Below are 24,903 nucleotides of genomic sequence, written 5' to 3'. Positions count from 1 at the left end.
ACCTTTGGCAGCGCCGGGGACTCGAAATTTCCCTCCGGCGCTGCTCCGTTACGTCCAGCCGCGCCGGTCAGATCTGCCGCACGGCGCCCTTGGCGGCGCTGGTGGCGAGCATCGCGTAGGCCCTGAGGGCCGCCGAGACCTTGCGCTTGCGCGGCTGAGCCGGCTGCCAGCCCTTGGCCTGCTGCTCGGCGCGGCGGCGCTCCAGTTCGGCCTCGTTCACGGCGAGCTGGATGCGGCGGTTCGGGATGTCGATCTCGATCCGGTCGCCGTCCCGCACGAGGCCGATGGCGCCGCCCTCGGCAGCTTCCGGGGAAACGTGGCCGATCGAGAGGCCCGAGGTGCCGCCCGAGAAGCGGCCGTCGGTAATGAGCGCGCAGGCCTTGCCGAGGCCCTTCGACTTCAGGTAGCTCGTGGGGTAGAGCATCTCCTGCATGCCGGGACCGCCGCGGGGGCCCTCGTAGCGGATGACGACCACGTCGCCGGCCTTGACCTTGCCGTTGAGGATGCCGCTGACCGCATCGTCCTGGCTCTCGAAGACGATGGCCGGGCCGGAGAACTGCAGGATGCTCTCGTCGACGCCGGCGGTCTTCACGATGCAGCCGTCGAGCGCGAGGTTGCCGAAGAGCACCGCGAGGCCGCCGTCCTTCGAGAAGGCGTGCTCCTTGTCGCGGATGACGCCGCCCGCGCGGTCCATGTCCACGCTGTCGTAGCGGCTTGCCTGGCTGAAGGCTGTCTGCGTCGGCACGCCGCCGGGCGCGGCGCTGAAGAATTCGTGCACGGCATGTGAGTTGGTGCGGCGCAGGTCCCAGCGGTCGAGGGCGGATTTCATGGTCTCGGCATGGACCGTCGGCACGGAGGTGTCGAGGAGGCCGGCGCGGTCGAGCTCGCCCAGGATGCCCATGATGCCGCCGGCGCGATGCACGTCTTCCATGTGAACGTTGGCGACCGCGGGCGCGACCTTGCACAGCACCGGCACCCGACGCGACAGGCGGTCGATATCCGCCATGGTGAAGTCGACCTCCGCCTCGTGGGCGGCGGCGAGCAGGTGCAGCACCGTGTTGCTCGAGCCGCCCATGGCGATGTCGAGGGTCATGGCGTTCTCGAAGGCCGCGAAGGACGCGATGGAGCGCGGCAGCACGCTCGCGTCGTTCTGTTCGTAATAGCGGCGGGCGAGGTCGACGATCAGGTGGCCGGCCTCCACGAAGAGGCGGCGTCGGTCGGCATGGGTCGCGAGCGTCGAGCCGTTGCCGGGGAGCGAGAGGCCGAGCGCCTCGGTGAGGCAGTTCATGGAATTGGCCGTGAACATGCCCGAGCACGAGCCGCAGGTGGGGCAGGCGGAGCGCTCGATGATCTTGATGTCCTCGTCGGCGATCTTGTCGTCGGCGGCCGCCACCATGGCGTCCACGAGGTCGAGCTTCTTGGTCACGCCATTGAGGACGACCTTGCCGGCTTCCATCGGGCCGCCGGAGACGAACACGGCCGGGATGTTGAGGCGCATGGCGGCCATCAGCATGCCGGGGGTGATCTTGTCGCAGTTGGAGATGCACACCATGGCGTCGGCGCAATGGGCGTTGACCATGTACTCGACGGAATCGGCGATCAGTTCCCGCGACGGCAGGGAGTAGAGCATGCCGTCGTGGCCCATGGCGATGCCGTCGTCCACCGCGATAGTGTTGAATTCCTTGGCGACGCCGCCGGCCTGTTCAATCTCCCGCGCCACGAGCTGGCCAAGGTCCTTCAGGTGGACATGGCCCGGCACGAACTGGGTGAAGGAGTTCACCACGGCGATGATCGGCTTGCCGAAGTCGGAATCCTTCATGCCCGTGGCTCGCCAGAGGCCGCGGGCACCCGCCATGTTGCGGCCGTGGGTGGTGGTGCGAGAACGATAGGCTGGCATGGTTTCCCCTAAAACTTTGCCGCCTTGTTCGACTGAAATTGCGAAACTTGCAAGAAAATTTGCCATTCCTTGTGGTCGCGCCTGCTTTGCCGCAATGGAATTGCTAATAAGCCGAAAGCAGGAATGCGGCTGAAGGAGCAGAGAAACCATGGAGCACCCGACATCCAGCCACGATCTGCGTCGGGTCGTTGCCATCGTGGCGGCGCTGAACCTGGGCTATTTCGGGATCGAGTTCGCGGTCGCGCTCGCCATCGGGTCGGTGTCGCTCTTCGCCGACAGCGTCGACTTCCTGGAGGATGCCTCGATCAACCTTCTCATCCTTGCCGCCCTAGGTTGGGGACCCAGGATGCGGGCGCGGATCGGGATGGTGCTCGCCGGGATCATCCTCGTTCCGGGCCTCGCGACCCTCTGGACGGCCTGGCAGAAATTTTGGGAGCCGATCGCGCCCGATCCGGTGCCGCTGACGCTGGCCGGGGCAGGGGCGCTCATCGTCAATCTCGCCTGCGCGGTCCTTCTCGCGCGCTATCGCCATCACGGCGGCAGCCTGACGAAGGCGGCCTTCCTGTCCGCCCGCAACGATGCCGTCGCCAATGTCGCCATCATCGGAGCGGGTCTGGTGACAGCGGTCACGCTTTCGGCTTGGCCGGACCTGATCGTCGGCCTCGCCATCGCGGCGATGAATGCCGATGCCGCGCGGGAGGTCTGGGAGGAGGCCCGTCAGGAGCACGGGGCTGCAACGCCTTGAGCCCGAAGAACGTTGTCCTGCTCAAATCCCCGCAGGCGCATCGTGCGGAAAAGTGGACCCGGTTTTCCGCATCAACGATGCGCCATTTCAGGAACTGAGCATCGGGTGGATCCCAAAAGTGGTGTCCACTTTTGGGTCCGATGCTCGAACGAGGCAGGACCGCGCCATGCTGACGAAAGAAGAACTGGATGCCCCGGCCCATCTGCAATACGAGCCGATCGGCCCGGCCGGCCAAGGGCATCCGAGCGACATCCGGGAATTCGCCTCCCTCCGCGAGGCCGTTCACTGGGCCATGAACAACGAACCGCCGGCCGGCATGGAACCGGTCATCCGGGCCGCATCGGGCGCCGTGCTCGGGCCGCGGCACCTGGAGGAGCTCTGGTCGAGCCTGCAGGGGCCCTAAACCCACCCCAGGCTCACGGCGCCGACGGCCAGATACCGCCCCGTCTTGGCGAGCGCCACGAGCGGGATGAAAACCCGCAGGGGCTCCCGCATCACGCCCGCCACGATGGTGAGAGGATCGCCGATGACCGGCAGCCAGCTCAGAAGCAGCGTCCAGCGTCCGTAACGGTGGTACCAGCCTTCCGCCTTCGCCATCTGCTTGCGCTTGACCGGAAACCAGGCGCGGTCTTCGAACTGGGCGAAGAAGCGCCCCAGGAACCAGTTCACGACGGAACCGAGGATGTTGCCCACGCTCGCCACGAGAATGAGGAGCCACCAGGGGTAATGTTCGGCCACCAGCATGGCGAAGAGCACGGCTTCGGACTGGAACGGGAAGATGGTGGCCGAGAGAAAGGCGGCGGCGAACAGGGCGCCGTATTCGGCAAGATGCGGCATGAGATGAGAGGTCGGAACGAATGAAAGGGCGCAGGCATTCAGGCTTCACGCTGAAGTCTGAATGAGACGGGATCTATCACGGTTCCAACATTCGGCCGAGCCGAACCGCGTGACGCGGCTCGGCGATCAGAGGCCAAACCGCTTCGCCGGCACTACATCCGATCACTGAACGTGCCATGCTGCGCCCGCGGGTTGAGGCGCGCGAAATCCTCTCCCTTGACGTGAACCAGCGTGGCGTGATCGCCGCCTTCGAAATAGATGTCCGGCTGGCGCTCCATGCTGTTCTCGACGATGACATCGAGGCCGTAGCAGGTGCCGACGGGCGGAACGGCGCCGCGGTCGCAGTCGCGGAACACCTCGACGATCTCGTCCTCGGAGGCCAGGCGCAGCTCCTGGCCCAGCTCCATCTTGAGATCGGACAGACGCAAATGATGCGAAGCCGGCAGAACGGCGAGCATGTAGCTCTGCCCGTTGCTGAGCATGATGCCCTTGGCCATCCGGTCGCCCGGAACGTGCCCCGCATGGGCCGTGCCGAGCGACGTCATGGCCGGCTCGTGCGGGATCAGGTCGTAGCTGATGCCTTGATCGGACATGTAGCGCTGAAGGGTGGGCGCGATCGTCATGACAACCTCCTGTGAGACGAGGACGCTCGCATGCCGGGAGGGCGGCTGAACTGACACACCGTCGCTTCGGGATGCGCAGTTGCTTGGGAACGCCTCGATGGTACACCTCGGGCGGATCGCCTTCAATCGACTGACGACCGTCGCGGCAAATAATGCTGGCTGCGGCAAAGCTTCAGAACGGTGCTCCCGTCCGAGCACTTGCACCATCGTCCGCGGTTCACTACGAACGGCGCAAGCCCGTGCTCGAGGCAGGCTCTCCAAGCTCCTCATGAGCGGAGGTGCCGAAGACTTTCTCTCAGGGAACCTCTCTTGGATCAGTTCGACGTTGTGGTGATCGGCGCCGGGGCCGCCGGAATGATGTGCGCGGCGGAAGCCGGCAAGCGCGGCCGTTCCGTGCTCGTCCTCGACCATGCCGCCAAGCCCGGCGAGAAGATCCGCATCTCGGGCGGCGGACGCTGCAACTTCACCAATCTCAACGCTGCGCCGGCCAACTTCATCTCGCAGAATCCGAGCTTCGCCATTTCGGCCCTGCGCCGCTACACGCAGCGCGACTTCGTCGCCCTCGTGGAGCGATATGGCATCGCCTATCACGAGAAAACCCTGGGTCAGCTTTTCTGTGACGGCTCGTCGAAGCAGATTATCGATCTTCTGCTGAACGAGATGTGCCAGGCGAAGGTGGAGCTTCGTCTGTCCACCTCGGTGGAGAGCGTGGAGAAAGTGCCGGAAGGATTTGCGCTGAAGCTTTCGCACGGCGCGGTCGGATGCCGATCCCTCGTGGTGGCGACGGGCGGGAAGTCGATCCCGAAGATGGGCGCTACCGGGTTCGGCTACGATCTCGCGCAGCAGTTTGGCCTGAAGATCGTCGAGACGCGTCCGGCGCTCGTACCGCTCACCCTGGAGCCGACCATGCTGGAGCGTCTCACCCCTCTGGCGGGCGTGTCGGTCGATGCGGTGGCGGGCTGCGGGAAGACGACGTTTGCCGAGGCGATGCTCTTCACCCATCGCGGATTGAGCGGTCCCGCGATCCTGCAGATCTCCTCCTATTGGCGCGAGGGCGACGAGATCGTGCTCTCCATGCTGCCGGGCGTGAACCTGTTCGAGGAGCTGCGCGCCGCTCGCACGCAGAACGGGCGACAGGCGCTGCAGACTGCTCTGTCGGTCTTTCTGCCCAAACGTTTGGCGCAACTCGTCGCCGAGACGGAGAAGGGGCCCGTCAATCTGGCCGATTATTCCGACAAAAGGCTTCGCGCCGTCGACGAAGCGGTCAACCGGTGGCGCTTCAAGCCGGCCGGCTCGGAAGGCTACCGCACAGCCGAGGTGACCCTCGGCGGCGTCGACACCCGCGAACTCGATTCCCGGACCATGGAAGCCAAGGCGGTGCCCGGCCTCCACTTCATCGGCGAGGTGGTGGACGTCACCGGCTGGCTCGGCGGATACAATTTCCAATGGGCGTGGTCGTCCGGCTGGTGTGCCGGCCAGGCGGTTTGACCCTCGCCAAGACGGCAACCCCACTCGCCCGGTCAAGGGACACGGTGCCTGTGCTCTCCGGCAGCCCTGTGCTATGCTTCCCGGGGGCTGAACTCACTGGGAGGGTTTCATGCAATCGGGCATGGTCCTCATCTGGATCGGCGCGCTGCTCATCGTCGGCGGGATCGTGCTCGCGGCAGGCCAGGTGCTCTGGAAGGGGCGCCTGAGCGACCCGCATCGCATGAGCTCGACTGGCACCGGTGCGACTCTGGAACCGCGGGAGCGACCTCGCGCCCTGCACCCCAAGCACCATTGGCCCAGCATCGTCCTGGTCGCGCTGGGCATCGTTCTCATGCTGGCCGAAGCGGCCGTCTGACGGTCGAAAGGGCTGCTCTAGAACCAGCGCGAACATCTCGAAAGGAGTAGAGCGGAGCGGTTTTTGCCGTCGGGCGCTTGCGTAAGGCTGCGGTTCGGGCAACGATCCGGGCCATGAAGCCGCTCTCGATCCTCCTGGCTGCCGGCCTTCTCCTGACGCCGCTGTCCGCCGGCGCCTCTCCCATGCTGTTGGTGGACGCCTCCACGGGCGACGTTCTCGCCGCCCAGGAGGCGACGCGCTCGTGGCATCCGGCATCGCTCACCAAGATGATGACGGCGCATCTGGCTCTCACGGCCGTCAGGTCCGGCCAGGTCAGCATGGACACGTCCGTGGTCCTGAGCCCGAAGGCGGCTGCCCAGCCCCCCTCGAAGCTCGGCGTTCCGCCGGGCACGTCGCTCCGGCTGGAGGACGCCCTCACGGTCATCATGGTCCGGAGCGCCAACGACGTGTCGGTCGCCATCGCAGAGGCGATCGGCGGCAGCGAGGAGGCCTTCGTGGCGGCCATGAACGCGGAGGCCCGGCGCCTCGGCATGACGGGGACCCGGTTCGTCAATCCGACCGGTCTGCACGACGACCGGCAGGTGACCAATGCCCGGGACATGGCCGTGCTCATGCTGGTGCTCCTGAGCTATCATGCCGATTACATGGACCTGCTCCGGACGCCGTCGGTGACGGTCAACGGGCGATTGCTCAAGAACACCAACAAGCTGGTCGACGAATACGCGGGCCTCGAGGCTTCGAAAACCGGCTTCGTCTGCGCATCCGGGTTCAATGTGGCCGTCTCGGCCCTGCGCGGGAACCGGCGCGTCATCGGCGTGGTGCTCGGCTCGCCCAGTGCGGCGACGCGCACCCTGGTCATGCGGGAGCTCCTCAATACGGGCCTCGTGGAGACAGCGAGCCCCGTCGGCAATCTCCGCACCATGAGGGCCGCAGGACCGGCGCCTGCGGCAGACCTCCGCCGGCTCAAGTGCGGCCGGCAGGATCCTGCGCGCCTGGAGGCGAAGGCCGCCGGCACGGGAACGAAGCGCACGGAGGTTCAGTCGCTTCGCTGACGAACGGGCGGCTGATGCAGGTCTGCGACGGCATAGAGCGTCATCGGCTCGCTCAGTCCCTTGAGGGCATGGTTGCCCCGTTCCTCCAGATGCAGATTGGATCCGGCGACGAGATCGCGCACCGTGCGTGACACCAGCACATCGCCGCCATTCGCCCGGGAGGCGATCCGGGCCGCGATATGAACCGCGATGCCGCCGATATCGTCGCCCTTCATTTCGATCTCGCCGGTATGGACGCCGCATCGGACATCCAGGCTCAAGGGACGAAGGGCGTCGATGATCGCGCTCGCGCATCGCACGGCGCGAGCGGGTCCATCGAAGGTGGCGAGAAATCCGTCGCCGAGCGTCTTGACCTCGCGTCCCCGGAACCGATCGATCGCCTCGCGGGCGATCCGGTCGTGCTCGCCAAGAAGAGCATGCCAGCGGCGGTCGCCCATCGCTTCCGCTATCCGGGTCGAATCCACGATGTCCGTCAACAGAACCGTGGCCAGAACGCGATCCGGTTCGCTCTCGCCATGCGTGCCGGTGAGAAACTGCTCGATTGCGTCAACGAGCGGGTTCACGTCGCCGGCCCACATCACATGGTCCCTGCCAGGGAACTCGACATAGCTCGCCCCTGGTATGTTGGCCGCCAAATAACGTCCTCCCTCCACATTGACACGCGTGTCGCCCGAGCGATGCAGAACGAGCGTCGGCACGCGGATCGCGGGCAGGATATGGCGCACGTCGATCTGGCTGTTCATCCGCATCAGCGTGATGACAGCCGAGGGGCTGGCACCCATCCGTTCGAAGCGCGCCCACCATCGCTTGAAACGCTCATCTGCCATCCGCGACGGTGCGAAGGTGCTGAGACTTTCACCCTGTCCCCAGGTCTGATCGATCCTTTCAAGGAACGTCTCGAACCGGTCCGGCGGCAGCACCCATGTGTGGAAATCCGCATAGGTGCCATAGAGGATCAGGGCATGGGTCCGTTCAGGATAGGTCGCGGCGAAGAGCATGCTCATCGCGCCTCCTTCGGATATACCGAAGAGTGCGGCTCTGCTGCTGCCCACGGCGTCCATGACCGCGCGCACATCGTCCATGCGCTCCTCGAGGGTTGGAAGATGCCCCAAGCGGTCCGAGAGCCCGGTGCCGCGCTTGTCGAAGAGGATCAATCGGCTGAAAGCTCCCAGGCGCGACAGGAAATGAGCCATGTTCGGCTCATCCCAGTAGAGATCGAGGTTGGAGATGAAGCCCGGGACGAAAACCAGATCGAGCGGTCCCTGGCCGATCACCTGATAGGCGATCCGCAGATCGCCGCTTCTGGCGTAGTGCGTGTCGATCGGCATGTCCTGGCTCCGAAGCTGGCAGTCCGACACGATCGTCGGAAGCAGGGGGCGTTCAGGTTTGGTCCGATGCTTCCGACTTCAGGCGGCAGACGACGTATCGACCGGCAGGGACTCCAATGCGCCGGCCTCGTCGATGCGGCGTACGAGATCGTCCACTTCCTCTTCCGTCTGGTAGATGCCGAAGCCGAGGCGCAGCCGCTGACCGCGGACGTCGGTCACCACACGCAGCTCCGCGAGGTCGCGATAGATGGCTTGAGCCTCGGGCGTCTGGAAGGTGAGGAAGTTGCCGCGCCGCATCTCGTCCGCCGGTACCATGAGGGAGGCTTCCCCGAGCAGGGCGGACGCGCCGACGCGGCGCAGGAAATGGTGCTGCAGCGTCTTCGCGTGGGCGTGGATGATGCCCGGCGTGATGCCTTCGTCTGCCAGCCAGCGCATCACCGCGTTGAAGCGGTAGAGACCTGAGGGATCGAAGGTGGCGCCCATGAAGCGCCAGCCGTCGTCGCTGTAGCCCACCTGTCCGCTCTGCGCGTTGGTGAGATTGCCGAAGGCGGCGTACCAGCCGGTGTCGCGCGGGCGCAGGCCCCATCCCGGCGGGCAGTGCATGAAGCACGCGCCTTCTCCCGACATAGCGTATTTATAGCCGCCGGCGATGTAGAAGACGCGCTCGGCGATGCTTCCCAAATCCGTCGGCCGTGCCATGAAGCCGTGATAGCCGTCGATCACGATCATGGCGCCGTCGCAGGCGCATTCGGCAAGCCTGCGCCCGTCCGGCGCGAAACCAGAATTGAAGAAGACCTGGCTCACGAAAACGAGGTCGTAGCCATCTTGCGCGGCCGTGAAGAAACGGTCCTCGAAGGTCGTGAAGGGCTCCGCTGGCACGCGCGTGACCGCAACGATCCGCTCTTCCTCCAACCGCGCGATCTGGCGCGTGAAGGAGTGGAACTCGCCGTCCGAGGTCAGGATGCGGACCGGTCGGTCCGCCGGAAAGCAGGAGAGAATGCGCTTGAGGAATTCGTGCGTGTTCGGCGCCACCGCGATGGTCGAGGGGTCGGGCAGGTTCAGGTGTCCCGCCACATGGCCGCGATACTCGTCGAGGACAGGACCCAGGACATGTTCCCACTTGTCGTCGATGAGGCGGGCGGCATCGTCCCAGGCCTGGAGCTGTGCGTCGCGGGTCACGTCGGGCCAGGGATGGTGGCTATGAGCCGCGAAATGCAGGCGGTCAGGCTCGGTGTTGAGGAAGCGGGAGAAGTGCGAGCGAAGATCAAGCATGGCGCATCTCCCCCGTCATAGCTTGCCGCGCACGGACCAGAGTTCGGGAAAGAAGTAGCGCTCCAGCGCCTTGCGCAGGTAGGTCACGCCGGTGCTGCCGCCCGTGCCGCTGCGCATTCCGATGATCCGTTCCACGGTCTTCATGTGACGGAAGCGCCATTGCTGGAAGGCGTCCTCCAGGTCGACCAGCTCCTCGGCGAGTTCGTAGAGGTCGAAATGCTCGCCCGCATGGCGATAGATCTCCTCCCAGGCGGCCTCGACGCTCGCATTGGCCGTGTAGGGCTGGGTCACGTCCCGGTCGAGCACATCGGCCGGGATCGCATACCCGCGCCGGGCCAGAAGGCGCAGGGCCTCGTCGTAGAGGCTCGGCGCCCGATAGGCGGCCTCGAGCTGATCCGCGAGATCGCTCCGATGGCGGTGCGGCGCCATCTTGATCGCATCCTTGGCTCCGAGCTTGAACTCCACCAGGCGGTATTGCCAAGACTGGAAGCCGGAGGATTTGCCGAGCGCCGGCCGGAAGCTCAGGTAATCGGACGGGGTCATGGTGGAGAGCACCGTCCAGGCCTGGATCAGCTGCTCCTGGATCCGGTTGATGCGCGCAGTGCATTTGAAAGCGGGCTGGAGCTCGTCGGCCCGGATATGGGCCAGGGCCGTGTCGAGCTCCCGGTTCAGGAGCTTCAGCCAGAGCTCCATCACCTGATGGATGGTGATGAAGAGAAGTTCGTCGTGTTCGGCCGTCAGGGGCGATTGGGCGGAGAGGAGCGTGTCGAGCCGGAGGTAGTCTCCATAGCTCATTCCTTCTGAAAAATCGGTGTGAATCCCGTCTGTCGCTGCGGACAACGCCGTCTCCCTGATCTGCCTCCGCTTTGCCGCGGATTATTACGTTACCTTAGAAGAGTTCAACGAAAGTAGGACATTGCGACGGGCTTGTCACGTCGGGTGAGCCGGAATTGGCATTCGAACCCTAAGAGGGTAGGTTGCCCGCCCCGGATCGACCGTCTTTGGAGAAACCTTCGCATGACCGACACGCTTCCCGACCGCCTGTCCTCGAATCCGAACAGCCCCTACTACAACGAGGAGCTGCTCGCGAAAGGGGTGGGCATCCGCTTCAACGGGGCCGAGAAGACCAACGTGGACGAGTATTGCGTCAGCGAGGGCTGGGTCCGGGTCACGGCCGGCAATGCCAAGGATCGTTTCGGCAATCCCATGACGATCAAGCTCAAGGGCAAGGTCGAGCCTTATCTGCAGACGAAGGAGTGAGGATTTCCAGGCCTGTAGCTCGGGCTGGACGCACCGAAGAGCAGGGGCCAAGATCGGAATAGGCTTGTCGATCGGGGAGGACTGTCCTCGGGAAAGGCTTATCCTGAATGGCCGTTGGTCGGCGACGGACAATACTCGTGGTGGCGGGCTGGCTCCTCGGCGGGCCTGTCCTGGCCCATAGCTGGTACCCGACCTGGTGCTGCGACGATCACGATTGCCGCGAGCTGGTGGAGTCCAGAGGCGAGACCGTAACAGAAACCGCGGAGGGCTGGAGACTCTGGGACGGGCGCCTCATCGGTCAGGATGAAGCCAAGATGTCCCCGGACGAAAAATTCCACATCTGCGAAGAACCGAAGACCCGAGCCATCATCTGCTTCTTCGCGCCACAGGGATCGTCGTGAGAGCGGAAGGCCGGATTTTTCCAAAAAAGAAAGCGCCCGCTTGTGGGGCGCTTTAAGGTCCGACCCGTAGGGGCAAATAATAAGGTCGGTGAACCTACATATTCGTGGAGTATTTTGACCGAAATGTGACCGATCGTGACTTGAATTGGGCGTGTCAATAGAATTTCTGCGCTATCCTGACGCCCCAGATCGTTCATTTGCGAACGATTTGGACTTGATCGGACGAAGCACATGATTTATGCCGAGCTCACCGTAGGGGCAAATACGGTCCAGGGGGTCGCGAACACGGTCGTTTAAAGACCGGGCGCGGCCCTTTTCTTTTTTTGTCTATGGCTTCTCTTTATTTCTAGAAACGCCCGGCGGTAGGAGCCCTGTCCTTTACTTGGGCCTGCTGCGGGCTTCCTGCAGCCGCTCCATCGTCGCCTTGATTTCCTCGGCGGCTTTCAGCCCGCGGATGCCGATGACCCCACGGTCGATGCTCCTGCCGTTCTCGTCCTTCCGCCCGTTGAAGAAGACGTCCCTCTGCTCCTTGGACATCTTCAGGACCGTGCGGGCTTCGGTCTCGATCCGCCATTCCTCCGACCAGGTGCTGACAGGCTCGCCGGTGAACTCGGAGATGGCTTTGGTATCGCGGGAATAGGTCATCCCGTCGGTATGCCGGACAGGTGTGACAAGTCCGTTAATCGGAGGGAGCCGGCCCTGGCACTCTCGAAAGCCCGGCCTGCCAACCGGCAGCAATGTGGATCAGGCAGCCTTGGAGCTGGCAAATGGAAGAATCGGGGTCGCGTCCGTGGTTCTCAGAGCCTGGAGGATCTCAAGAACTCTGACCGGAGACGCCGGAGGGACGAAGACCGTGTGGGCAGAAGGCCTCTCGGCCGGATTGAGGGCTGTGATCAGCAGGGCAGGCCGGTCGGGATGAAGCCTCTGGTACTCGTCTTGCAGGATCCAGCCGCAGACGAGGCCCGGCAGGCTCACCTTGCTCACGAGCCAGTCGATCTCTTCCCCCTGCTGGCAGAGCTTTAACAACGCCCGCTCCCCGTTGGGAGCGGCAATCACCTCGAACCCGCTCATCTGAAGAAATTGAGCAAGGAGCTCGCGGGCAATCGCATCATCGTCGACGACAAGAACCGTGACCTTGGACTGAGAAGCGGAAAGCATTCCGGTTTCCCCCAGATACCAAACATTTTCCGCCTCCTCCGGTTAACGCAGTCTTAATGGCGGCTGCCCCTTCGAGGGATCGCCCCGAATGGTTGTGGTCCTGTTGGGAGGAACATCCGTGATGTGATGTCCCGAGATGTCGAACAGGTCATGGTCGGGACTTGGAGACAGCAGCCACGCTGAAACGGGGAGCTGATCGGACCGTTATCCTGGCGTGAATGCTTCCTCGGAATTGTGGAGAACAGATCATGCGTGTCTCTGATCTCAAATTTGCGGCTGCTGCGCTGCTGCTGACGATCCCGACGCTGACATACGCAGAGGAGGGCGGTGCAGCGGCCGGGGCGATTGCTGGCGGTGCCGCCGGAGCGGCTGTGGGCGGGCCTGTCGGGGCCGCAGTCGGCGCCGGCATCGGTGGCGTGGCCGGTGGTGCCGCGTCCGGCCCCGATCAGAAGAACGTGGTCATCGAGCACCGGGATGTGGGGACCACCGGCAGCACCGGATGCTCGACGACGACGCAGCAGAAGACCGACGCGTTCGGCGACACCACGACGAAGCAGAAGACCGAGTGCTAGAGCATCGGACCCAAAAGTGGATTCCACTTTTGGGATCCATCCGATGCTCCACTCTTTGATGTGCGCATCAGTCGGACGGAAAATCGGGTCAACTTTCCGTCCGATGCACTAGCGCATCTCATCCCTTCTGCTCGTTTCGCCGAACAGCGCTGGATCTCGATCCTGTCGTAGCGCACGGCGAGGCGCGGCTTACTCGATGAGGCGCGAAAGCACCTGATGGGCTGCCGTCACGCGCGCCTCATTGGGGTAGCCCTTGTTCGCCAGCATGACGATGCCGATCCTCTTCTCCGGAACGAAGGCCACATAGGCGCCGAACCCAAGAGTCGACCCGGTCTTGTTGACGATCACGTCCTTCCGCGGCGCCATGGGCGGGTCGATCGCGGTTGCCGGATGCACCTTCTGGTTCATCGTGTTGCCGGCGACGAGTGTGTCGAGCACCACGGGATAGGGATATTGCTCCCAGATGAGGTCCTGGATCAGCTCGCCCGAACGGAAGTAGCCGGTCTGCGTCGCACGCATGGCTCGGGCGACCTTCTCCGGCACGGGGCCAACGCCCATGTTCGCCTCGAGGAAGCGGGCCATGTCGACGGCGTTCGACTTCACTCCATAGGCTTCGTCCGCAAGCAGGGCTTGGGAGACGCGAACCGCTTTGCCGTCGCGGCTGTAGCCCCAGGCATATGATTTCATTTCCGCCACAGGAACGTCGATATAGGTGTGCTGCAGGCCGAGATCGCCGAACAGCCCGTCCGCCAGCGTTTTGAAGTCTGCTCCCATGGCGCGCGCGGTCACCATGCCCAGAAGGCCGATGCTGGGGTTGGCATAACTGCGCTGCGTGCCAGGCGCGGATTTCGGCTTCCATTCGCGATAATAGGCGATGAGCTGCTTCTGATCCTTCACGGTGTCAGGCAATTGGAGCGGGAAGCCGCCGGCCGTATGCGTGGCGAGATCCAGGAGCCGCACCCTGTCGAGGGCGCTGCCCTTCAGCTCCGGCATGTGCCGACCGACGCTGTCGTTCAGGGACAGCTTGCCTTCGAGTTCGGCATAGGTCGCCAGGGTTGCGGTGAACGTCTTGCTGATCGAACCGAGTTCGAAGAGGGTGTCGCGCGTGACGGGAACCCGAGGCTCCTTCGCGGCCAGACCATACTCGATGAAATGGCGCTCTCCGTCGATGGTCACCGCCACGGCCAGCCCGGGAATGCCGAATTGCTCGATGATCGGCTTCATCGCCTCGTCCACGGCCTGCCGCACTCTTGCACCCTGTTCAGGGCTGGCGACCAAGGCGGGGGACAGGAGCCCGGCCGTGCAGGCGAGAAGAGCGGCTGCAAGTCTGGAAGAACGTCGTGACAGCAAAGGCATCTCCTTGTGATTCGGCGGGCGCGCCCGTGAGGAAGACACGTTCTCGCTCACGTCGGCGAAGGCGAGCGAAATGATGCTGTAGAGTAAATAAGCGGTTATGACGGTTGGGTGCGTCGGGAAAGGCTTGTCTGGCTCACGATTCCATTCTTTCAACAAAGAACGCTGCGTTCCATCCAGAAAATCTTTGCTTTGCTGCCGACAACTTGAGATCTGTACTCCCATTCTCCTGGAGCCTGACAATGCGCTACGTGGCAACCGCATCGCTTCTCATCATCGCCTTGACGAGCCAAGCCCTTGGCCAAACCGGCCCTGCGCCGGCCGGTGACGCCGTGACCGCAAGCCGAACGGAAATGCGCGAGCTGATCGAAGCAACGCAGGCGGCCGCGAAGGCATCCCGCGAGAACGTCGACTATGCCCGCGTCGTCCCGGATCTTCTCTATCAGATCCTCGCCAAGCTCGATAAGATCGAGGACAAGCTCGACAAAGTCGAAACGACCCTGAAGGAGACCCAGGCCTCCGCTGCCAGAAGACGCTGAAAATGTTGCCGTTCAGGCCCGTCCGAGCGGCCCGTCGATGATGACGTGCGGGGACTGGCGTGAGCAATGCTCGATGCGGCCTTCCACCTTGTAGATGGTCTGGAGCAGGGCAGGGGTAATGACCGCAGCCACCGGCCCGCATGTCACCATGGTGCCGGCATCGATCACCATCACCCGGTCCGCCACGCGCAGGACCTGGTTGAGGTCGTGAATGGCGAGAATGACGCAGATGCCGCGATCCTTCGCCAGCGACCGGATCAGGGCGAGCACCTCCACCTGCCGGTGCAGGTCGAGGGCGCTCGTCGGCTCGTCGAGGAGCAGGATCTTCGGATCGCGCACCAGCACCTGGGCGAGAGAGACCAGCTGCCGCTGACCGCCGCTGAGTTCGTGTAGTCCCTTGAAGGAAATCGGCTCGATGTGCAGGTCGTAGAGCACGCGGTCGACCTCTTCGAGGTCCTCGTCGGTGACCTTGCGGCCCGCGCCCTGCTTGCGGGCGAGGAGGATCGACTCGTAGACGGTCAGCACCGTGTTCACGGACGTGTCCTGCGGCATGTAGCAGACATGGCCCGACCCAGGCTGGAGCGACCCGTCGTCGATGCGGATGGTTCCGGGGCCGTCGAGCAGGCCTGCAATGCGGCGGAACAGGCTCGACTTGCCGGCGGCGTTCGGGCCGATCACGGCCGTGACCTCGCCTCCCATCAGCACCGGCGTGGTGACGCCCGAGAGCACCTCCAGCTTCCCGTAGCGGACGCCGACATCGGTGAGTTGCAGGGTCGCTACCATGAACGCCTCCGGCTGGACATGATCAGGCTGAAGAGGAACGGCACACCCACGAGGGCCGTGATAATGCCGATGGGAAAGATCGTTCCCGGCACGATGGACTTGCTGATGACGGATGTGAGCGAGAGGATCGTCGCACCCGACAGAACGGAGGCCGGCAGGAAATAGCGCTGGTCTTCGCCCACCAGCATGCGGGCGATGTGGGGGCCCACGAGGCCGATGAAGCCGATGGTGCCGACGAAGGCGACGGGCACGGCGGCGAGCAGGCTAATGATCATCATGGTCTCGAGGCGCAGCCAGCGCACGTTGACGCCGAAGCTCGCAGCCTTGTCGTCGCCGAGGCGAAGGGCGGTGAGCGCCCATGCGCGGCGGATGAAGAGGGGGAGGGAGATCGCGACAACCGCCGTGGTGATCGCAAGTTTCGGCCAGGTGGCGCGGGTCAAGCTGCCCATGGTCCAGAACACCACGGCGGCGAGCGCCTGCTCCGAGGCGAGATACTGCACCAGCGCGAGCAGGGCGTTGAAGGTGAAGACGAGGGTGATGCCGAGCAGCACGATGGTCTCGACGGTGACCCCGCGCTTCTGGCTCATGAAATGGATGAAGAGGGCCGCCGCCATGGCCATGAGGAGCGCGTTGATCGACACCACGTAGTCGATGGCCCAGGGGAGGATGCCGACGCCGAACACGAGGGCGATCGAGGCGCCGAAGCTCGCCGCTGCCGAGATGCCGAGGGTGAAGGGGCTGGCGAGCGGGTTGTTGAGGATCGTCTGCATCTGCGCGCCGGCCGCCGAGAGCGCTGCGCCCACCACGACCGCCATGAGCGCCACCGGCATGCGGATGTCCCAGATCACCACGCTGGTCTGCAGCGAGACGTCAGGAGAGCCGACGAGCGCCAGCACGACCTCGCGCATGGTGTAGCGGGCCGGTCCCAATCCGAGATCGGCGATCACGGACAGGACCAGAACGAGGCTCAGCGCAAGAAGCACGAGCTTCTTGCGCTGGACGAGGACGCGGTAGGTGCCGCGTCCCTGCGGAACTGCAATGGCAGGCGAGTGGGCCAAGAGCCTATTCCTTGTCGGTCAGGGAAACCCAGTAGCCGGTCTTGTAGGGGACCGGGAGGAAGCGCTCGTAGAGCGTCTTCATGGTCGTCTCGGGATCTACGTCCTTGAACAGGTCCGGATGCAGCCACTTGGCCATGGCCTGGATGGCGATGAACTGATAGGGGCTGTTGTAGAACTGATGCCAGATGGCGTGGACCTGCTTGTTCTGCACCGCCTTCACGCCGGTATAGGCGGGGCGCTTCATCAGGGCGGCGAGCTTGTCCCGGGCCTTGGCCTTGTTCGCGCCGGAGCCGACGCCCACCCAGGCGCCGCCGGGAACGTAGAGCTCCCAGTTCGAGCCGGTGACGATGACCTGATCCGGATTGGCCGCGATGATCTGCTCGGGATTCACCACGCCGAACGTGCCGGGAATGATCTTGGCCGCGAGGTTCTGCCCGCCGGCAACCTCCACGAACTTGCCGAAATTCTCGTTGCCGAAGGACATGCAGCAATCGTCGGAATAGCCGGCCGCGCGCTCCACCATCACCACGGGCTTGGCGGGATTGGCCTTGGCGAGGCGATCGGTCACGAGATCGATCTGCGCTTTCCGGAACGCGATGAACTCCTCCGCGCGCGCCTCCTTGCCGAACAGCTTGCCGATGACGCGCATGCTCGCATCGGTGTTCTCGAACGGCTTCTCGCGGAAGTCGACGAAGACGACCGGAATGTCGATCTTGGCCAGTTTCTCGATGAGCTTGGCGTCGTCGGTCGCGGTCTTGGCCTCGATGTTGAGAAGGATCACGTCGGGCTTGAGCGAGACCGCCTGCTCCACGTCGAAGGTGCCTTCCTTGAAGCCGCCGAAGGTCGGGATCTTGTCGATCTGCGGATACTTGGCGAGGTAGTCCTTGTAGCCGTCGAGATCGGCCTTCTGCAGATCGTCGCGCCAGCCGACCACGCGCCGGAACGGCTGGTCCGTGTCGAGGGTGGCGACAAAATACATCTGGCGCCCTTCGCCGAGGATTACTTTCTCAACAGGTGCTTTTACTTGAACCTGGCGACCCGCGATGTCGGTCACCGTGATCTTGTCAGCCGCGTAGGATGACATGGGCAGGAGCCCGACGAGCGCCAGGGCGGCGCCGAAAACCAGCTTGGAGAGTTGCATGACGCGCCTCGCATGTGAAGGAAAGCGCGACTTCCCTATGTCTCCAATAGTTGCCGTGCAAGGAATATCTTTTAGAACTTCTAAAAGGAAGGTGAGTATTAAGGTAGTTTTTAATTATTCTATTCTATAGTTTATAATGATTATAGTTTGACGGTCTCGCGATTCATGCCTAGAGGAGCACCGAAACCACCTGAATTCACAGGCCCTCGATGAACTCGAACTACACCCTCCGGGACGAGATCCGCGACTACTGGTCCTTGCGGGCGCCGACCTTCGACGAACAGGTCGGGCACGAGATCTTCTCGGAGGCGGAGCGCCAGGCATGGCGGGATCTGTTCACGCGCCATCTCGGGCCCGGCAACGGCCGCAGGGCGCTCGATCTCGCCAGCGGCACCGGCGTGATCTCGCACCTGCTGCACGGCCTCGGCTTCGATGTCACGGGTCTGGACTGGTCGGAGCCGATGCTGAACCAGGCCCGCGCCAAGGCGGCCAAGCGCGGCGCCGACATCCGCTTCGTCATGGGAGATGCGGAACGCACCCTGGAAAAGCCGGAGAGCTACGACGTGCTCGTCACGCGCCACCTCGTCTGGACGCTCGTCGATCCCAGGGCCGCGTTCCGGGAATGGCATTCCCTGCTCAAGCCGGGCGGGCGCCTGCTCATCGTCGACGGCGACTTCGTGTCGGATACGCTCGTCAAGCGCGTGATCCGCTTCGTCGAAAAGCTGGTGCCGGGGCTTGCCGGAGCACCGCATGCGCCCAACGCCATGCGCGAGACTCACGAGCGCATCCTGAGCCGCGTCTACTTCTCCAAGGGAGCACGGGCGCAGGAGGTGGCGGCGCTGCTGCGGGAGGCGGGTTTCGCGCAGGCGATCATCGACCGCGACCTCAAGCCGATCCACCGTGCGCAGGCGAAGAACCTGCCGCTGCTCAAAGGTCTCGAGCGCGCGACGCAGCATCGTTACGCCGTTCTTGCCGTGAAGGCCTCAACCTGAAAAGCCGTGGCGTCTTGGACAAGTTCATGCTCTCCTGATGCGCCCTCTGGTGCCGCATCGGGAGAAGGTTCATGGGACGCCGCCTGACCAATCTTCTCGTCGCCTGCGTTGCGCTCACGGGCGGAAACGCTTTCGAAGCATGGGCGCAGCAGCCCTCCGGGATCGAGGTCGCAGCGCCCGAAGGCCTGCCACCCATCGGCAAATGGATGCTCACCGCGAAAGGCGTGCCCTCGGACTGGCTCGGTGAGATCTACCAGGGCAGGAACCTGCGCGAGCCGATCAACGTCATCATCGTCGATCAGGGCGCTTCGAGCGCCGAGGATGCGAAGGCGAGGCTGCTGGCCGCTGCTGCCCGCGCCGGTTATCCGATCCGTTTCGGCCATTCGACCGGTTACCAGGGCCTCATCGGCGGACAGCTCTATGCCCAACTGCCACAGGGACGGGACGATGCGTTTTCCAACGACATCTTCGAGGTCAGCAACAACCACGGCCGCATCTTCGGGCCACATCCGCTGGAACAAGGATATCTCTTCGCAGGTGCCTTCAGCCGCGAGGAGATCGACCCGTTCCGCGATCCCGGGCATCGTTACGGCTCGTTCAACCGGGCGCGGGATGATTTCACGCAACGGCTCGACCGCAGCACCGATTTCAAGGTGAGCCGGTTCGTCGATCTCGGCAATGCGCTGATCGGCGATCCGAAACTCACGACCGGCGATCACGACGGGATCGCCGTCGTCGTGCGAGTCGGGCCGTGAAGCAGAAGCCTGGAGGCATATCCGCGCGCTCCACGTCATCACCGGCCTCGTGCCGGTGATCTCGCTTCTCTAAAGCGGAGCGATTTTCCGATCGGGATGGCCGGCACAAGGCCGGCTATGACGTGGGAGTTTGTCATTCACGGGGCGCAGAGGGCTACCCCGCGAGAAAGCCCGACAGCGCTCTCGGATCCACGTTGCCGCCGCTGATGATGATGCCGACGCGCTTGCCCTTGCAGGGCACGAGACCGTGGAGGGCCGCCGCCGCCGCGAGGCAGCCGGTGGGCTCCACCACGATCTTCATGCGCTCGACGAAGAACCGCATGCTGTCCACGAGCTGTGCGTCCGACACGGTGAGGATGTCGTCGACGAGGGCCCGCATGATGGGGAACGTCTTGTTGCCGACATAAGTCGTTTGCGCGCCATCCGCGATGGTGGCGGGCACGGGGATCCTGACGATGGAGCCCGTGCGGAAGGATTGCTGGGCATCGTTGCCGGCTTCCGGCTCGATGCCGTAGATCCGGCAATCGGGCGAGAGCGCCTTGGAGGCGAGCGCCGAGCCTGCGAGCAGTCCGCCGCCGCCGACGCAGACGAGCAGCATGTCGAGCGGGCCGACCTCCTCGATCAGCTCCTTTGTGGCCGTACCCTGGCCGGCGATCACGTCCTCGTGGTCGTAGGGCGGGATGAGGGTCAGGCCGCGCTCCTGCGAGAGCTTGCGCCCGATGGCCTCGCGATCCTCCTTGTAGCGGTCGTAGAGTACGACCTCGCCGCCATAGCCCTTGGTGGCGGCGACCTTCATGGCCGGAGCATCCTGCGGCATGATGATGACGGTCGGCACCGCCTGCAACTGCCCGGCATAGGCGATGGCCTGGGCGTGGTTGCCGGAGGAGAACGCGACAACGCCTCGCTTTTTCGCCTCGGGAGACAGCCTCGCGATGGCGTTGTAGGCACCCCGGAACTTGAACGCGCCGCCGCGCTGGAAATTCTCCGCCTTGAAGAACAGCCTTCCGCCGGTGCGCTCATCGGCCGTGCGGGACGTGAGGACCGGGGTCCGATGGGCCACCCCGTTGATGCGCCACGCGGCCGTGATGACATCGTCGTAGGTCGGCAGATTCACCGAGACGGGGGCAACAGCTTCAAAGGCCTGCTGGGTTCGCGCGTTCATGGATCTCTCACGCTTCTTGGATTTACGGACAATCTCTTGCGCCTCCCATGCGCAAGGCTCAGCTATGAATTTTGTCCATAGCAATTCTGTGCAATCCTTGTCACCTCTGCGGCTTTTTTGAGAGTCCGGAGGTCTTTGGGGTTAGGCGAGGCAAAGTCCAGCGATGGCGGAACAGCAAACCGCGGCAGCCGTTCATGCTTATCAGGCATGAGAGGAGGCCCCCATGGAATTGTGGCAGATGGTTGTGGCAGACCACGCTAATATCGAGGAGCTCTGCCGCGAGGTGCTGCGCGCCACGGGCAGCGGACCCAACAGCCGCGCGGAGCTCTTCGCCGATCTCCAGGACGAGCTGGAACGGCATATCGCAGCGCAGCAGAATGTTCTCTATCCAGCCCTGTCAGGGCATGAGCGCACGGCGACCTATCTGGCCGCTCTCGAGAACAAGCAGGATGAGATCCTGCGTGAGCTCGACAGGCTCGCGGCCCGTCCCGACAAAGACAGCGCCGATTGGGCCTCGGATTTCAAGGACCTCACCGGCTCGATCCGGCATGCCTTCACCCTGGAGGAGAATGGCGTGATGATCGTCGCCCGCGGCGCCTTTTCGCCGGAGGAGCTCAAGCAGCTGTGGCGCCGTTACGAGCGCGAGCGTATTGCGTCCTATGAAGCCGAGCGCTGGCATCTGCCGCAATCCGTGATGCCGAGCCGCTACGGTCTCCCGACCGGAACCGTATTCGGCGTTCTCGGCGGACTTGCCGCCGTTGGCGCCGGTGCGCTCCTGTGGACCATGACCCGGTCCGGCCGTACCGGCTCGCGGCAGAACAGGCCCGTGCATGCGGCCCGCCGGCATCCCGAGCCGCCGTTCCCGCTCGAGAGCGGCGTCATCGACCGCAGCCTGGAAGGGTCCCGTGGCCGCACGACGGAGCGGACGCCCTCAGGAGCCCGGACTTACCGGGCAGCCGGCGCAACAGCTGCCGGCGCATCATCGAACCGGCCGGGCCATCAACCGGGGCAGGGATCCACCCCGGGGGACGATGCGCTCCTCCATGGCGGAGGCGGAACCGCTCCGGCGGCGGGCGGAAGTCCTTCGGATGACAACTGGTTCTCCTCCGCCCATCCGCCGCGGGCGCCTTCGGGGCTCTCGACCTCGTTGCAGCCGGGCGGAACGCTTCCGGCCGGCGGCCCGGCCTCTTCTGCCGGCTCGATCGGCACCGGCGGGGCTCAGACGGGCGGGGCGGATTCTGGAGCGTTGAAGCGCGAATAGAAGGCGAATCCACGCCTCGGCATGAGGGATTTCCCTCATGCCGTCAGGTCTTCGGCAAGGCGTAGGCGATCACGTGATCGCCTGCCTTGGTGCCGAGCGAGCCATGGCCGCCCGCCGCGATCCGCTTCCGACGACAGGGGGTGTTTCGCAAGGTTGCGACGCCAAGGGAGTAGCGATGCAGCCCTGCTATGCCTCCTTGACATTCGTACCCCAGCGCCGATGCAGGAAACGCTCCCAGGGCGAGAACAAGAGGCGATCGACGAGAAGCCCGATCACCACGATCACGATCATGATGCCGATCACCTGCTCCATGGCGTTCAGTTCGCGTCCGTAGTGCAGAAGGTGGCCCAGGCCGAAGCCGGTGAGGATCGTCACATAGATCTCTGCCGCCATCAGAGAGCGCCAGGCGAAGGCCCATCCCTGCTTCATGCCGCTGACGAGAAAGGGAAGCGAGGCCGGGAGGATGACCCGCGTCCATTTATGGAGGCCCTCCGAGCCCATGGTGCGGGCCGCGCGGGCATAGATGGGGGGAATGTTGCGCGCGCCGTGATCGGTCGCGATGATGACGGACCAGACCGTGCCCATGATCACGACGAACAGCATCGCGCCTTCCGTCTGGCCGAACCAGACGAGCGCGAGCGGCACCCAGCAGACGCTCGGCAGGGTTTGAAACCCAAGGGCGAGAGACCCGATCGTGTCTTCGAGAACCTGCGTTGTGCTGGTCAGCAGGCCGAGCGGCAGGCCGATGATGACGCCCGCGGCATAGCCGATCAGAAGGCGCTTGAGCGTCACCCAGGTCGATTCGGCGAGCGTACCGTCGAGAAGTGCGCCCCAGATGTATTCGGCCACGAAAACGGGCGAGGGGAGGAGCACGATGGACCAGCGTCCGCTGCGCACGGCGAGCTCCCACAGACCGATCAGCGCGGCAAAGAAGAGGAGGGCGACGGCCAGACGCTTCATTCGGAGACCGCCCCCTTCAGCGTGCCTTTGAGGGCAGCCGCGATGGTGGATGTATAGCCGGCGAGATCCCGGCTGTTGATGTCGCGTGGATGCGGCAGATCGATCCCGAAGATTTTCGCGATACGGCCCGGCGACGGCGACATGAGAACGACGCGGTTTCCCAGACAGACGGCTTCGCGCACGTTGTGCGTGACGAAGATGATGGTCTTGCGGCTTTCCATCCAGATGCGCTGGATGTCGTCGTAGAGCTGATCGCGGGTGAGGGCATCCAGAGCGGCGAAAGGCTCGTCCATGAGCAACACCTGCGGATCGGGCGCAAGCGCACGGGCCAGCGCAACGCGCTGCTTCATGCCTCCCGAGAGCTCATGCACATGCGAGCGTTTGAACTTCTCGAGGCCGACGAGTTTGAGAAAATGATCGGCGATGTCCCTGCGCTCGGCATTGGTCAGATCCGGCCGGAGTTTGAGCCCGAACATCACGTTCCCGAAGGCGTCGAGCCAGGGAAACAGCGCGGATTCCTGGAACATGACGAGACGTTGTCGGCCGGGACCCTCCACGAGCCTGCCGTCGGCGAGCACCCTTCCGGAATCCGGCATGGTCAGCCCCGCCATGATGTCCAGGAGAGTGGACTTGCCGCATCCGCTTGGGCCGATCAGGCAGACGAATTCGCCGCCCGCGACCGTGAGGGACACGTTGTCCAGCGCCTGCACGGCAGCGCGCGATGACGTGAAGCGTTTGGAGACGTTCTCCACGATGAGCTTGGCGGGCGCGGCCGTGATGGAATCGGCATGGGACAGCTCCATCAAGGCGCCTCGATCAGGCGGGACAGGTCGGGCGTATCGCGCAGGAAGCCGACCTGCTGAGCACTGGTCAAGAAGGCCTGGAACGCCTCGCGCGTGGTATCGGGCGTGATCACCATGCGGTTCCAGGCGCGCGCAACGAGTTCCGGCGACATGTCGAGACGGAACGATGCCTGCAGCTCCTCGCGAGCCAAGCGCTGCGCCTCGTCCGGATTCTTCTGGATCCAATCGGTGAGCTCACGATGGGCGGTCACGAAGCGCTTGGCGAGATCGCGGTTCTTGGACAGGAAGCCGGCGCTCGACACAAGGATTGTCGTGATGGCGTCCTTTTCCTCCACCAGCACCTTGCCGCCGGCCTCGGATTCCAGCCGCGACACCCAGGGCTCGACCGTCCAGACGCCATCGAGCTGCTTGCCCTGGAAGAGGGAGAGTTGATCCGGATTGCTGGTAGGCACGACAAAGGCATCTCCGCCGGTCTGGGTGATACGCAATCCGCCGGCGACGAGCCAAGCTCGCGCCGCCACATCCTGCGTGTTGCCGAATTGCGGCGTGGCGATGCGCTTGCCCCTGAAGTCGGCCGGCTTGGTCAGGGTGGAATCCCCCTGGACGACAAGGGCGGAGCCGCCGTTCACGGCGCCGCCGATGACCCGGACCTCGGCACCCCGAGAGCGGGCATAGGCGTTGAGCGCCGGGTTGGGGCCGACATAGGTCAAATCAAGCGAGTTGGCGAAGATCGCCTCCATGGCGCTCGGGCCGGCATTATAGGTGTACCATTCGATCTTCACCCCAGGGCCGAGCCTCTCCCCGAACCAACTGCGTCCCTGCCGCTCGAGGGCCCGGGCCACGAGGGCCTGCACATGGGTGATGTTGGGGAAGTGCCCGACACGAACCGTCGCGCTCTGCTGGGCGAAGGCCTGGGCATGCGCCATGGCCGTCAAAAACGCCGACAAGAGAAGAAGCCGCCATCCGTGCCGCATCGGGGTGTTCTCCAGTGACATCGATTCAAGGCTAGGAGGCCCATGCACAAGGTCAATGGGACGCCGCCGCTGAGTGTCGGCAAGCTCTGCTTTATGTCCGAGGAGAGGACATAATTCCTTAAGCTTGTCTGACT

General features: G+C 64.2%; 28 protein-coding genes. 12 read left to right on the top strand and 16 right to left on the bottom strand.

Features of this window, described 5'->3' with window-relative positions; genetic code table 11:
- Positions 1-67: 67 nt before the first annotated feature.
- On the bottom strand, positions 68-1,897 hold the full coding sequence (gene ilvD, locus VB672_RS03955; RefSeq protein ID WP_329782869.1) for a dihydroxy-acid dehydratase: 1,830 nt from the start codon (positions 1,895-1,897) through the stop codon (positions 68-70).
- Positions 1,898-2,045: 148 nt separating this feature from the next.
- On the opposite strand from ilvD, the gene VB672_RS03950 reads away from it, so the two are divergent.
- Together VB672_RS03950 and VB672_RS03945 are read left to right on the top strand one after the other, a co-directional pair.
- Entirely contained in the window at positions 2,046-2,642 is a 597-nt protein-coding gene (locus VB672_RS03950) for a cation transporter (protein ID WP_329782868.1), read from the top strand.
- Positions 2,643-2,808: 166 nt separating this feature from the next.
- Positions 2,809-3,045: a hypothetical protein gene (locus VB672_RS03945; protein ID WP_329782867.1), complete on the top strand. Its 237-nt coding sequence runs from the start codon at positions 2,809-2,811 to the stop codon at positions 3,043-3,045.
- Here the strand turns inward: VB672_RS03945 and VB672_RS03940 are convergent.
- Positions 3,042-3,479 carry a YqaA family protein gene (locus tag VB672_RS03940; protein ID WP_329782866.1) on the bottom strand — a complete coding sequence of 146 codons (438 nt, stop codon included), beginning with the start codon at positions 3,477-3,479 and terminating at the stop codon, positions 3,042-3,044. The two genes, VB672_RS03945 and VB672_RS03940, sit on opposite strands and share 4 nt — an antisense overlap.
- 152 nt (positions 3,480-3,631) lie before the next feature.
- Complete coding sequence (locus tag VB672_RS03935; protein ID WP_329782865.1) at positions 3,632-4,102, bottom strand: aminoacyl-tRNA deacylase; 471 nt, start codon at positions 4,100-4,102, stop codon at positions 3,632-3,634.
- Between the two features lie 309 nt (positions 4,103-4,411).
- Here VB672_RS03935 and VB672_RS03930 point away from each other — a divergent pair, with 309 nt between their 5' ends.
- The 3 genes from VB672_RS03930 to VB672_RS03920 all read left to right on the top strand — a co-directional run bounded on the left by VB672_RS03930 (position 4,412) and on the right by VB672_RS03920 (position 6,997).
- Positions 4,412-5,590 carry an NAD(P)/FAD-dependent oxidoreductase gene (locus VB672_RS03930; protein WP_329782864.1) on the top strand — a complete coding sequence of 393 codons (1,179 nt, stop codon included), beginning with the start codon at positions 4,412-4,414 and terminating at the stop codon, positions 5,588-5,590.
- 109 nt (positions 5,591-5,699) lie between these two features.
- A complete protein-coding gene (locus tag VB672_RS03925) occupies positions 5,700-5,945 on the top strand; it encodes a hypothetical protein (protein WP_329782863.1) in 246 nt (81 codons plus the stop codon).
- Positions 5,946-6,058: 113 nt separating this feature from the next.
- Positions 6,059-6,997, top strand: a complete 939-nt coding sequence (locus tag VB672_RS03920; protein ID WP_329782862.1) for a D-alanyl-D-alanine carboxypeptidase family protein — start codon at positions 6,059-6,061, stop codon at positions 6,995-6,997.
- Here VB672_RS03920 and VB672_RS03915 read toward each other — a convergent pair.
- The 3 genes from VB672_RS03915 to kynA all read right to left on the bottom strand — a co-directional run bounded on the left by VB672_RS03915 (position 6,982) and on the right by kynA (position 10,437).
- Positions 6,982-8,325 carry an adenylate/guanylate cyclase domain-containing protein gene (locus tag VB672_RS03915; RefSeq protein ID WP_329782861.1) on the bottom strand — a complete coding sequence of 448 codons (1,344 nt, stop codon included), beginning with the start codon at positions 8,323-8,325 and terminating at the stop codon, positions 6,982-6,984. The genes VB672_RS03920 and VB672_RS03915 overlap by 16 nt on opposite strands.
- A gap of 78 nt (positions 8,326-8,403) precedes the next feature.
- On the bottom strand, positions 8,404-9,597 hold the full coding sequence (locus VB672_RS03910) for an aminotransferase class V-fold PLP-dependent enzyme (RefSeq protein ID WP_329782860.1): 1,194 nt from the start codon (positions 9,595-9,597) through the stop codon (positions 8,404-8,406).
- Between the two features lie 15 nt (positions 9,598-9,612).
- The gene (kynA, locus tag VB672_RS03905) at positions 9,613-10,437 is read right to left on the bottom strand and encodes a tryptophan 2,3-dioxygenase (protein ID WP_329782859.1); all 825 of its coding nucleotides are present in this window, start codon (positions 10,435-10,437) and stop codon (positions 9,613-9,615) included.
- 177 nt (positions 10,438-10,614) lie between these two features.
- Between kynA and VB672_RS03900 the strand changes: the two genes are divergently transcribed.
- The gene (locus VB672_RS03900; protein ID WP_329782858.1) at positions 10,615-10,857 is read left to right on the top strand and encodes a DUF3297 family protein; all 243 of its coding nucleotides are present in this window, start codon (positions 10,615-10,617) and stop codon (positions 10,855-10,857) included.
- 107 nt (positions 10,858-10,964) lie between these two features.
- Positions 10,965-11,258, top strand: coding sequence for a hypothetical protein (locus tag VB672_RS03895; protein ID WP_329782857.1), 294 nt, complete (start codon positions 10,965-10,967; stop codon positions 11,256-11,258).
- Positions 11,259-11,636: 378 nt separating this feature from the next.
- Here the strand turns inward: VB672_RS03895 and VB672_RS03890 are convergent, their stop codons facing one another.
- Together VB672_RS03890 and VB672_RS03885 are read right to left on the bottom strand one after the other, a co-directional pair.
- Positions 11,637-11,903: a DUF7696 family protein gene (locus VB672_RS03890; protein WP_329782856.1), complete on the bottom strand. Its 267-nt coding sequence runs from the start codon at positions 11,901-11,903 to the stop codon at positions 11,637-11,639.
- A 99-nt stretch (positions 11,904-12,002) separates the two neighbouring features.
- Positions 12,003-12,416 (bottom strand): response regulator, encoded by a 414-nt coding sequence (locus VB672_RS03885; RefSeq protein ID WP_329782855.1) that lies wholly within the window; start codon positions 12,414-12,416, stop codon positions 12,003-12,005.
- Positions 12,417-12,664: 248 nt separating this feature from the next.
- On the opposite strand from VB672_RS03885, the gene VB672_RS03880 reads away from it, so the two are divergent.
- Entirely contained in the window at positions 12,665-12,988 is a 324-nt protein-coding gene (locus VB672_RS03880) for a hypothetical protein (protein ID WP_329782854.1), read from the top strand.
- Positions 12,989-13,177: 189 nt separating this feature from the next.
- Here the strand turns inward: VB672_RS03880 and ampC are convergent, their stop codons facing one another.
- On the bottom strand, positions 13,178-14,344 hold the full coding sequence (ampC, locus tag VB672_RS03875) for a class C beta-lactamase (RefSeq protein ID WP_442931902.1): 1,167 nt from the start codon (positions 14,342-14,344) through the stop codon (positions 13,178-13,180).
- Positions 14,345-14,583: 239 nt separating this feature from the next.
- Between ampC and VB672_RS03870 the strand changes: the two genes are divergently transcribed.
- The gene (locus VB672_RS03870; protein WP_329782852.1) at positions 14,584-14,880 is read left to right on the top strand and encodes a hypothetical protein; all 297 of its coding nucleotides are present in this window, start codon (positions 14,584-14,586) and stop codon (positions 14,878-14,880) included.
- A 12-nt stretch (positions 14,881-14,892) separates the two neighbouring features.
- Here VB672_RS03870 and VB672_RS03865 read toward each other — a convergent pair whose 3' ends face one another.
- From VB672_RS03865 to VB672_RS03855, 3 genes are read right to left on the bottom strand one after another with little or no spacing between them, the layout of a single operon-like run.
- Positions 14,893-15,663 carry an ABC transporter ATP-binding protein gene (locus tag VB672_RS03865; protein WP_329782851.1) on the bottom strand — a complete coding sequence of 257 codons (771 nt, stop codon included), beginning with the start codon at positions 15,661-15,663 and terminating at the stop codon, positions 14,893-14,895.
- A complete protein-coding gene (locus tag VB672_RS03860; RefSeq protein WP_329782850.1) occupies positions 15,657-16,721 on the bottom strand; it encodes a FecCD family ABC transporter permease in 1,065 nt (354 codons plus the stop codon). Before VB672_RS03860 ends, VB672_RS03865 begins: the two co-directional genes overlap by 7 nt.
- A 4-nt stretch (positions 16,722-16,725) precedes the next feature.
- Entirely contained in the window at positions 16,726-17,805 is a 1,080-nt protein-coding gene (locus tag VB672_RS03855; protein ID WP_442931908.1) for an ABC transporter substrate-binding protein, read from the bottom strand.
- Between the two features lie 266 nt (positions 17,806-18,071).
- Between VB672_RS03855 and VB672_RS03850 the strand changes: the two genes are divergently transcribed.
- Together VB672_RS03850 and VB672_RS03845 are read left to right on the top strand one after the other, a co-directional pair.
- Positions 18,072-18,854 carry a class I SAM-dependent methyltransferase gene (locus VB672_RS03850; protein WP_329782848.1) on the top strand — a complete coding sequence of 261 codons (783 nt, stop codon included), beginning with the start codon at positions 18,072-18,074 and terminating at the stop codon, positions 18,852-18,854.
- A 71-nt stretch (positions 18,855-18,925) separates the two neighbouring features.
- Complete coding sequence (locus tag VB672_RS03845; protein WP_329782847.1) at positions 18,926-19,609, top strand: hypothetical protein; 684 nt, start codon at positions 18,926-18,928, stop codon at positions 19,607-19,609.
- 154 nt (positions 19,610-19,763) lie between these two features.
- Here VB672_RS03845 and VB672_RS03840 read toward each other — a convergent pair whose 3' ends face one another.
- Positions 19,764-20,771 (bottom strand): threo-3-hydroxy-L-aspartate ammonia-lyase, encoded by a 1,008-nt coding sequence (locus VB672_RS03840; protein WP_329782846.1) that lies wholly within the window; start codon positions 20,769-20,771, stop codon positions 19,764-19,766.
- A gap of 223 nt (positions 20,772-20,994) precedes the next feature.
- Between VB672_RS03840 and VB672_RS03835 the strand changes: the two genes are divergently transcribed.
- Entirely contained in the window at positions 20,995-22,032 is a 1,038-nt protein-coding gene (locus VB672_RS03835; RefSeq protein ID WP_329782845.1) for a hemerythrin domain-containing protein, read from the top strand.
- A gap of 186 nt (positions 22,033-22,218) precedes the next feature.
- On the opposite strand, the gene VB672_RS03830 is transcribed toward VB672_RS03835, so the two are convergent.
- Genes VB672_RS03830 through VB672_RS03820 form a run of 3 tightly spaced genes read right to left on the bottom strand, consistent with a single transcriptional unit; the run spans position 22,219 to position 24,769 of the window.
- Positions 22,219-22,992 carry an ABC transporter permease gene (locus VB672_RS03830; RefSeq protein ID WP_329782844.1) on the bottom strand — a complete coding sequence of 258 codons (774 nt, stop codon included), beginning with the start codon at positions 22,990-22,992 and terminating at the stop codon, positions 22,219-22,221.
- Positions 22,989-23,795: an ABC transporter ATP-binding protein gene (locus VB672_RS03825; protein ID WP_329782843.1), complete on the bottom strand. Its 807-nt coding sequence runs from the start codon at positions 23,793-23,795 to the stop codon at positions 22,989-22,991. The genes VB672_RS03830 and VB672_RS03825 overlap by 4 nt, the downstream gene beginning before the upstream one ends.
- The gene (locus VB672_RS03820; RefSeq protein ID WP_329782842.1) at positions 23,795-24,769 is read right to left on the bottom strand and encodes an aliphatic sulfonate ABC transporter substrate-binding protein; all 975 of its coding nucleotides are present in this window, start codon (positions 24,767-24,769) and stop codon (positions 23,795-23,797) included. The genes VB672_RS03825 and VB672_RS03820 overlap by 1 nt, the downstream gene beginning before the upstream one ends.
- Positions 24,770-24,903: the final 134 nt, after the last annotated feature.

It is taken from the genome of Microvirga sp. CF3016, from assembly GCF_036314085.1.
Classification (GTDB): Bacteria; Pseudomonadota; Alphaproteobacteria; order Rhizobiales; family Beijerinckiaceae; genus Microvirga.
Note: the sequence above shows the minus strand (reverse complement) of the source record. Positions and strands in the feature narration are given on the sequence as shown.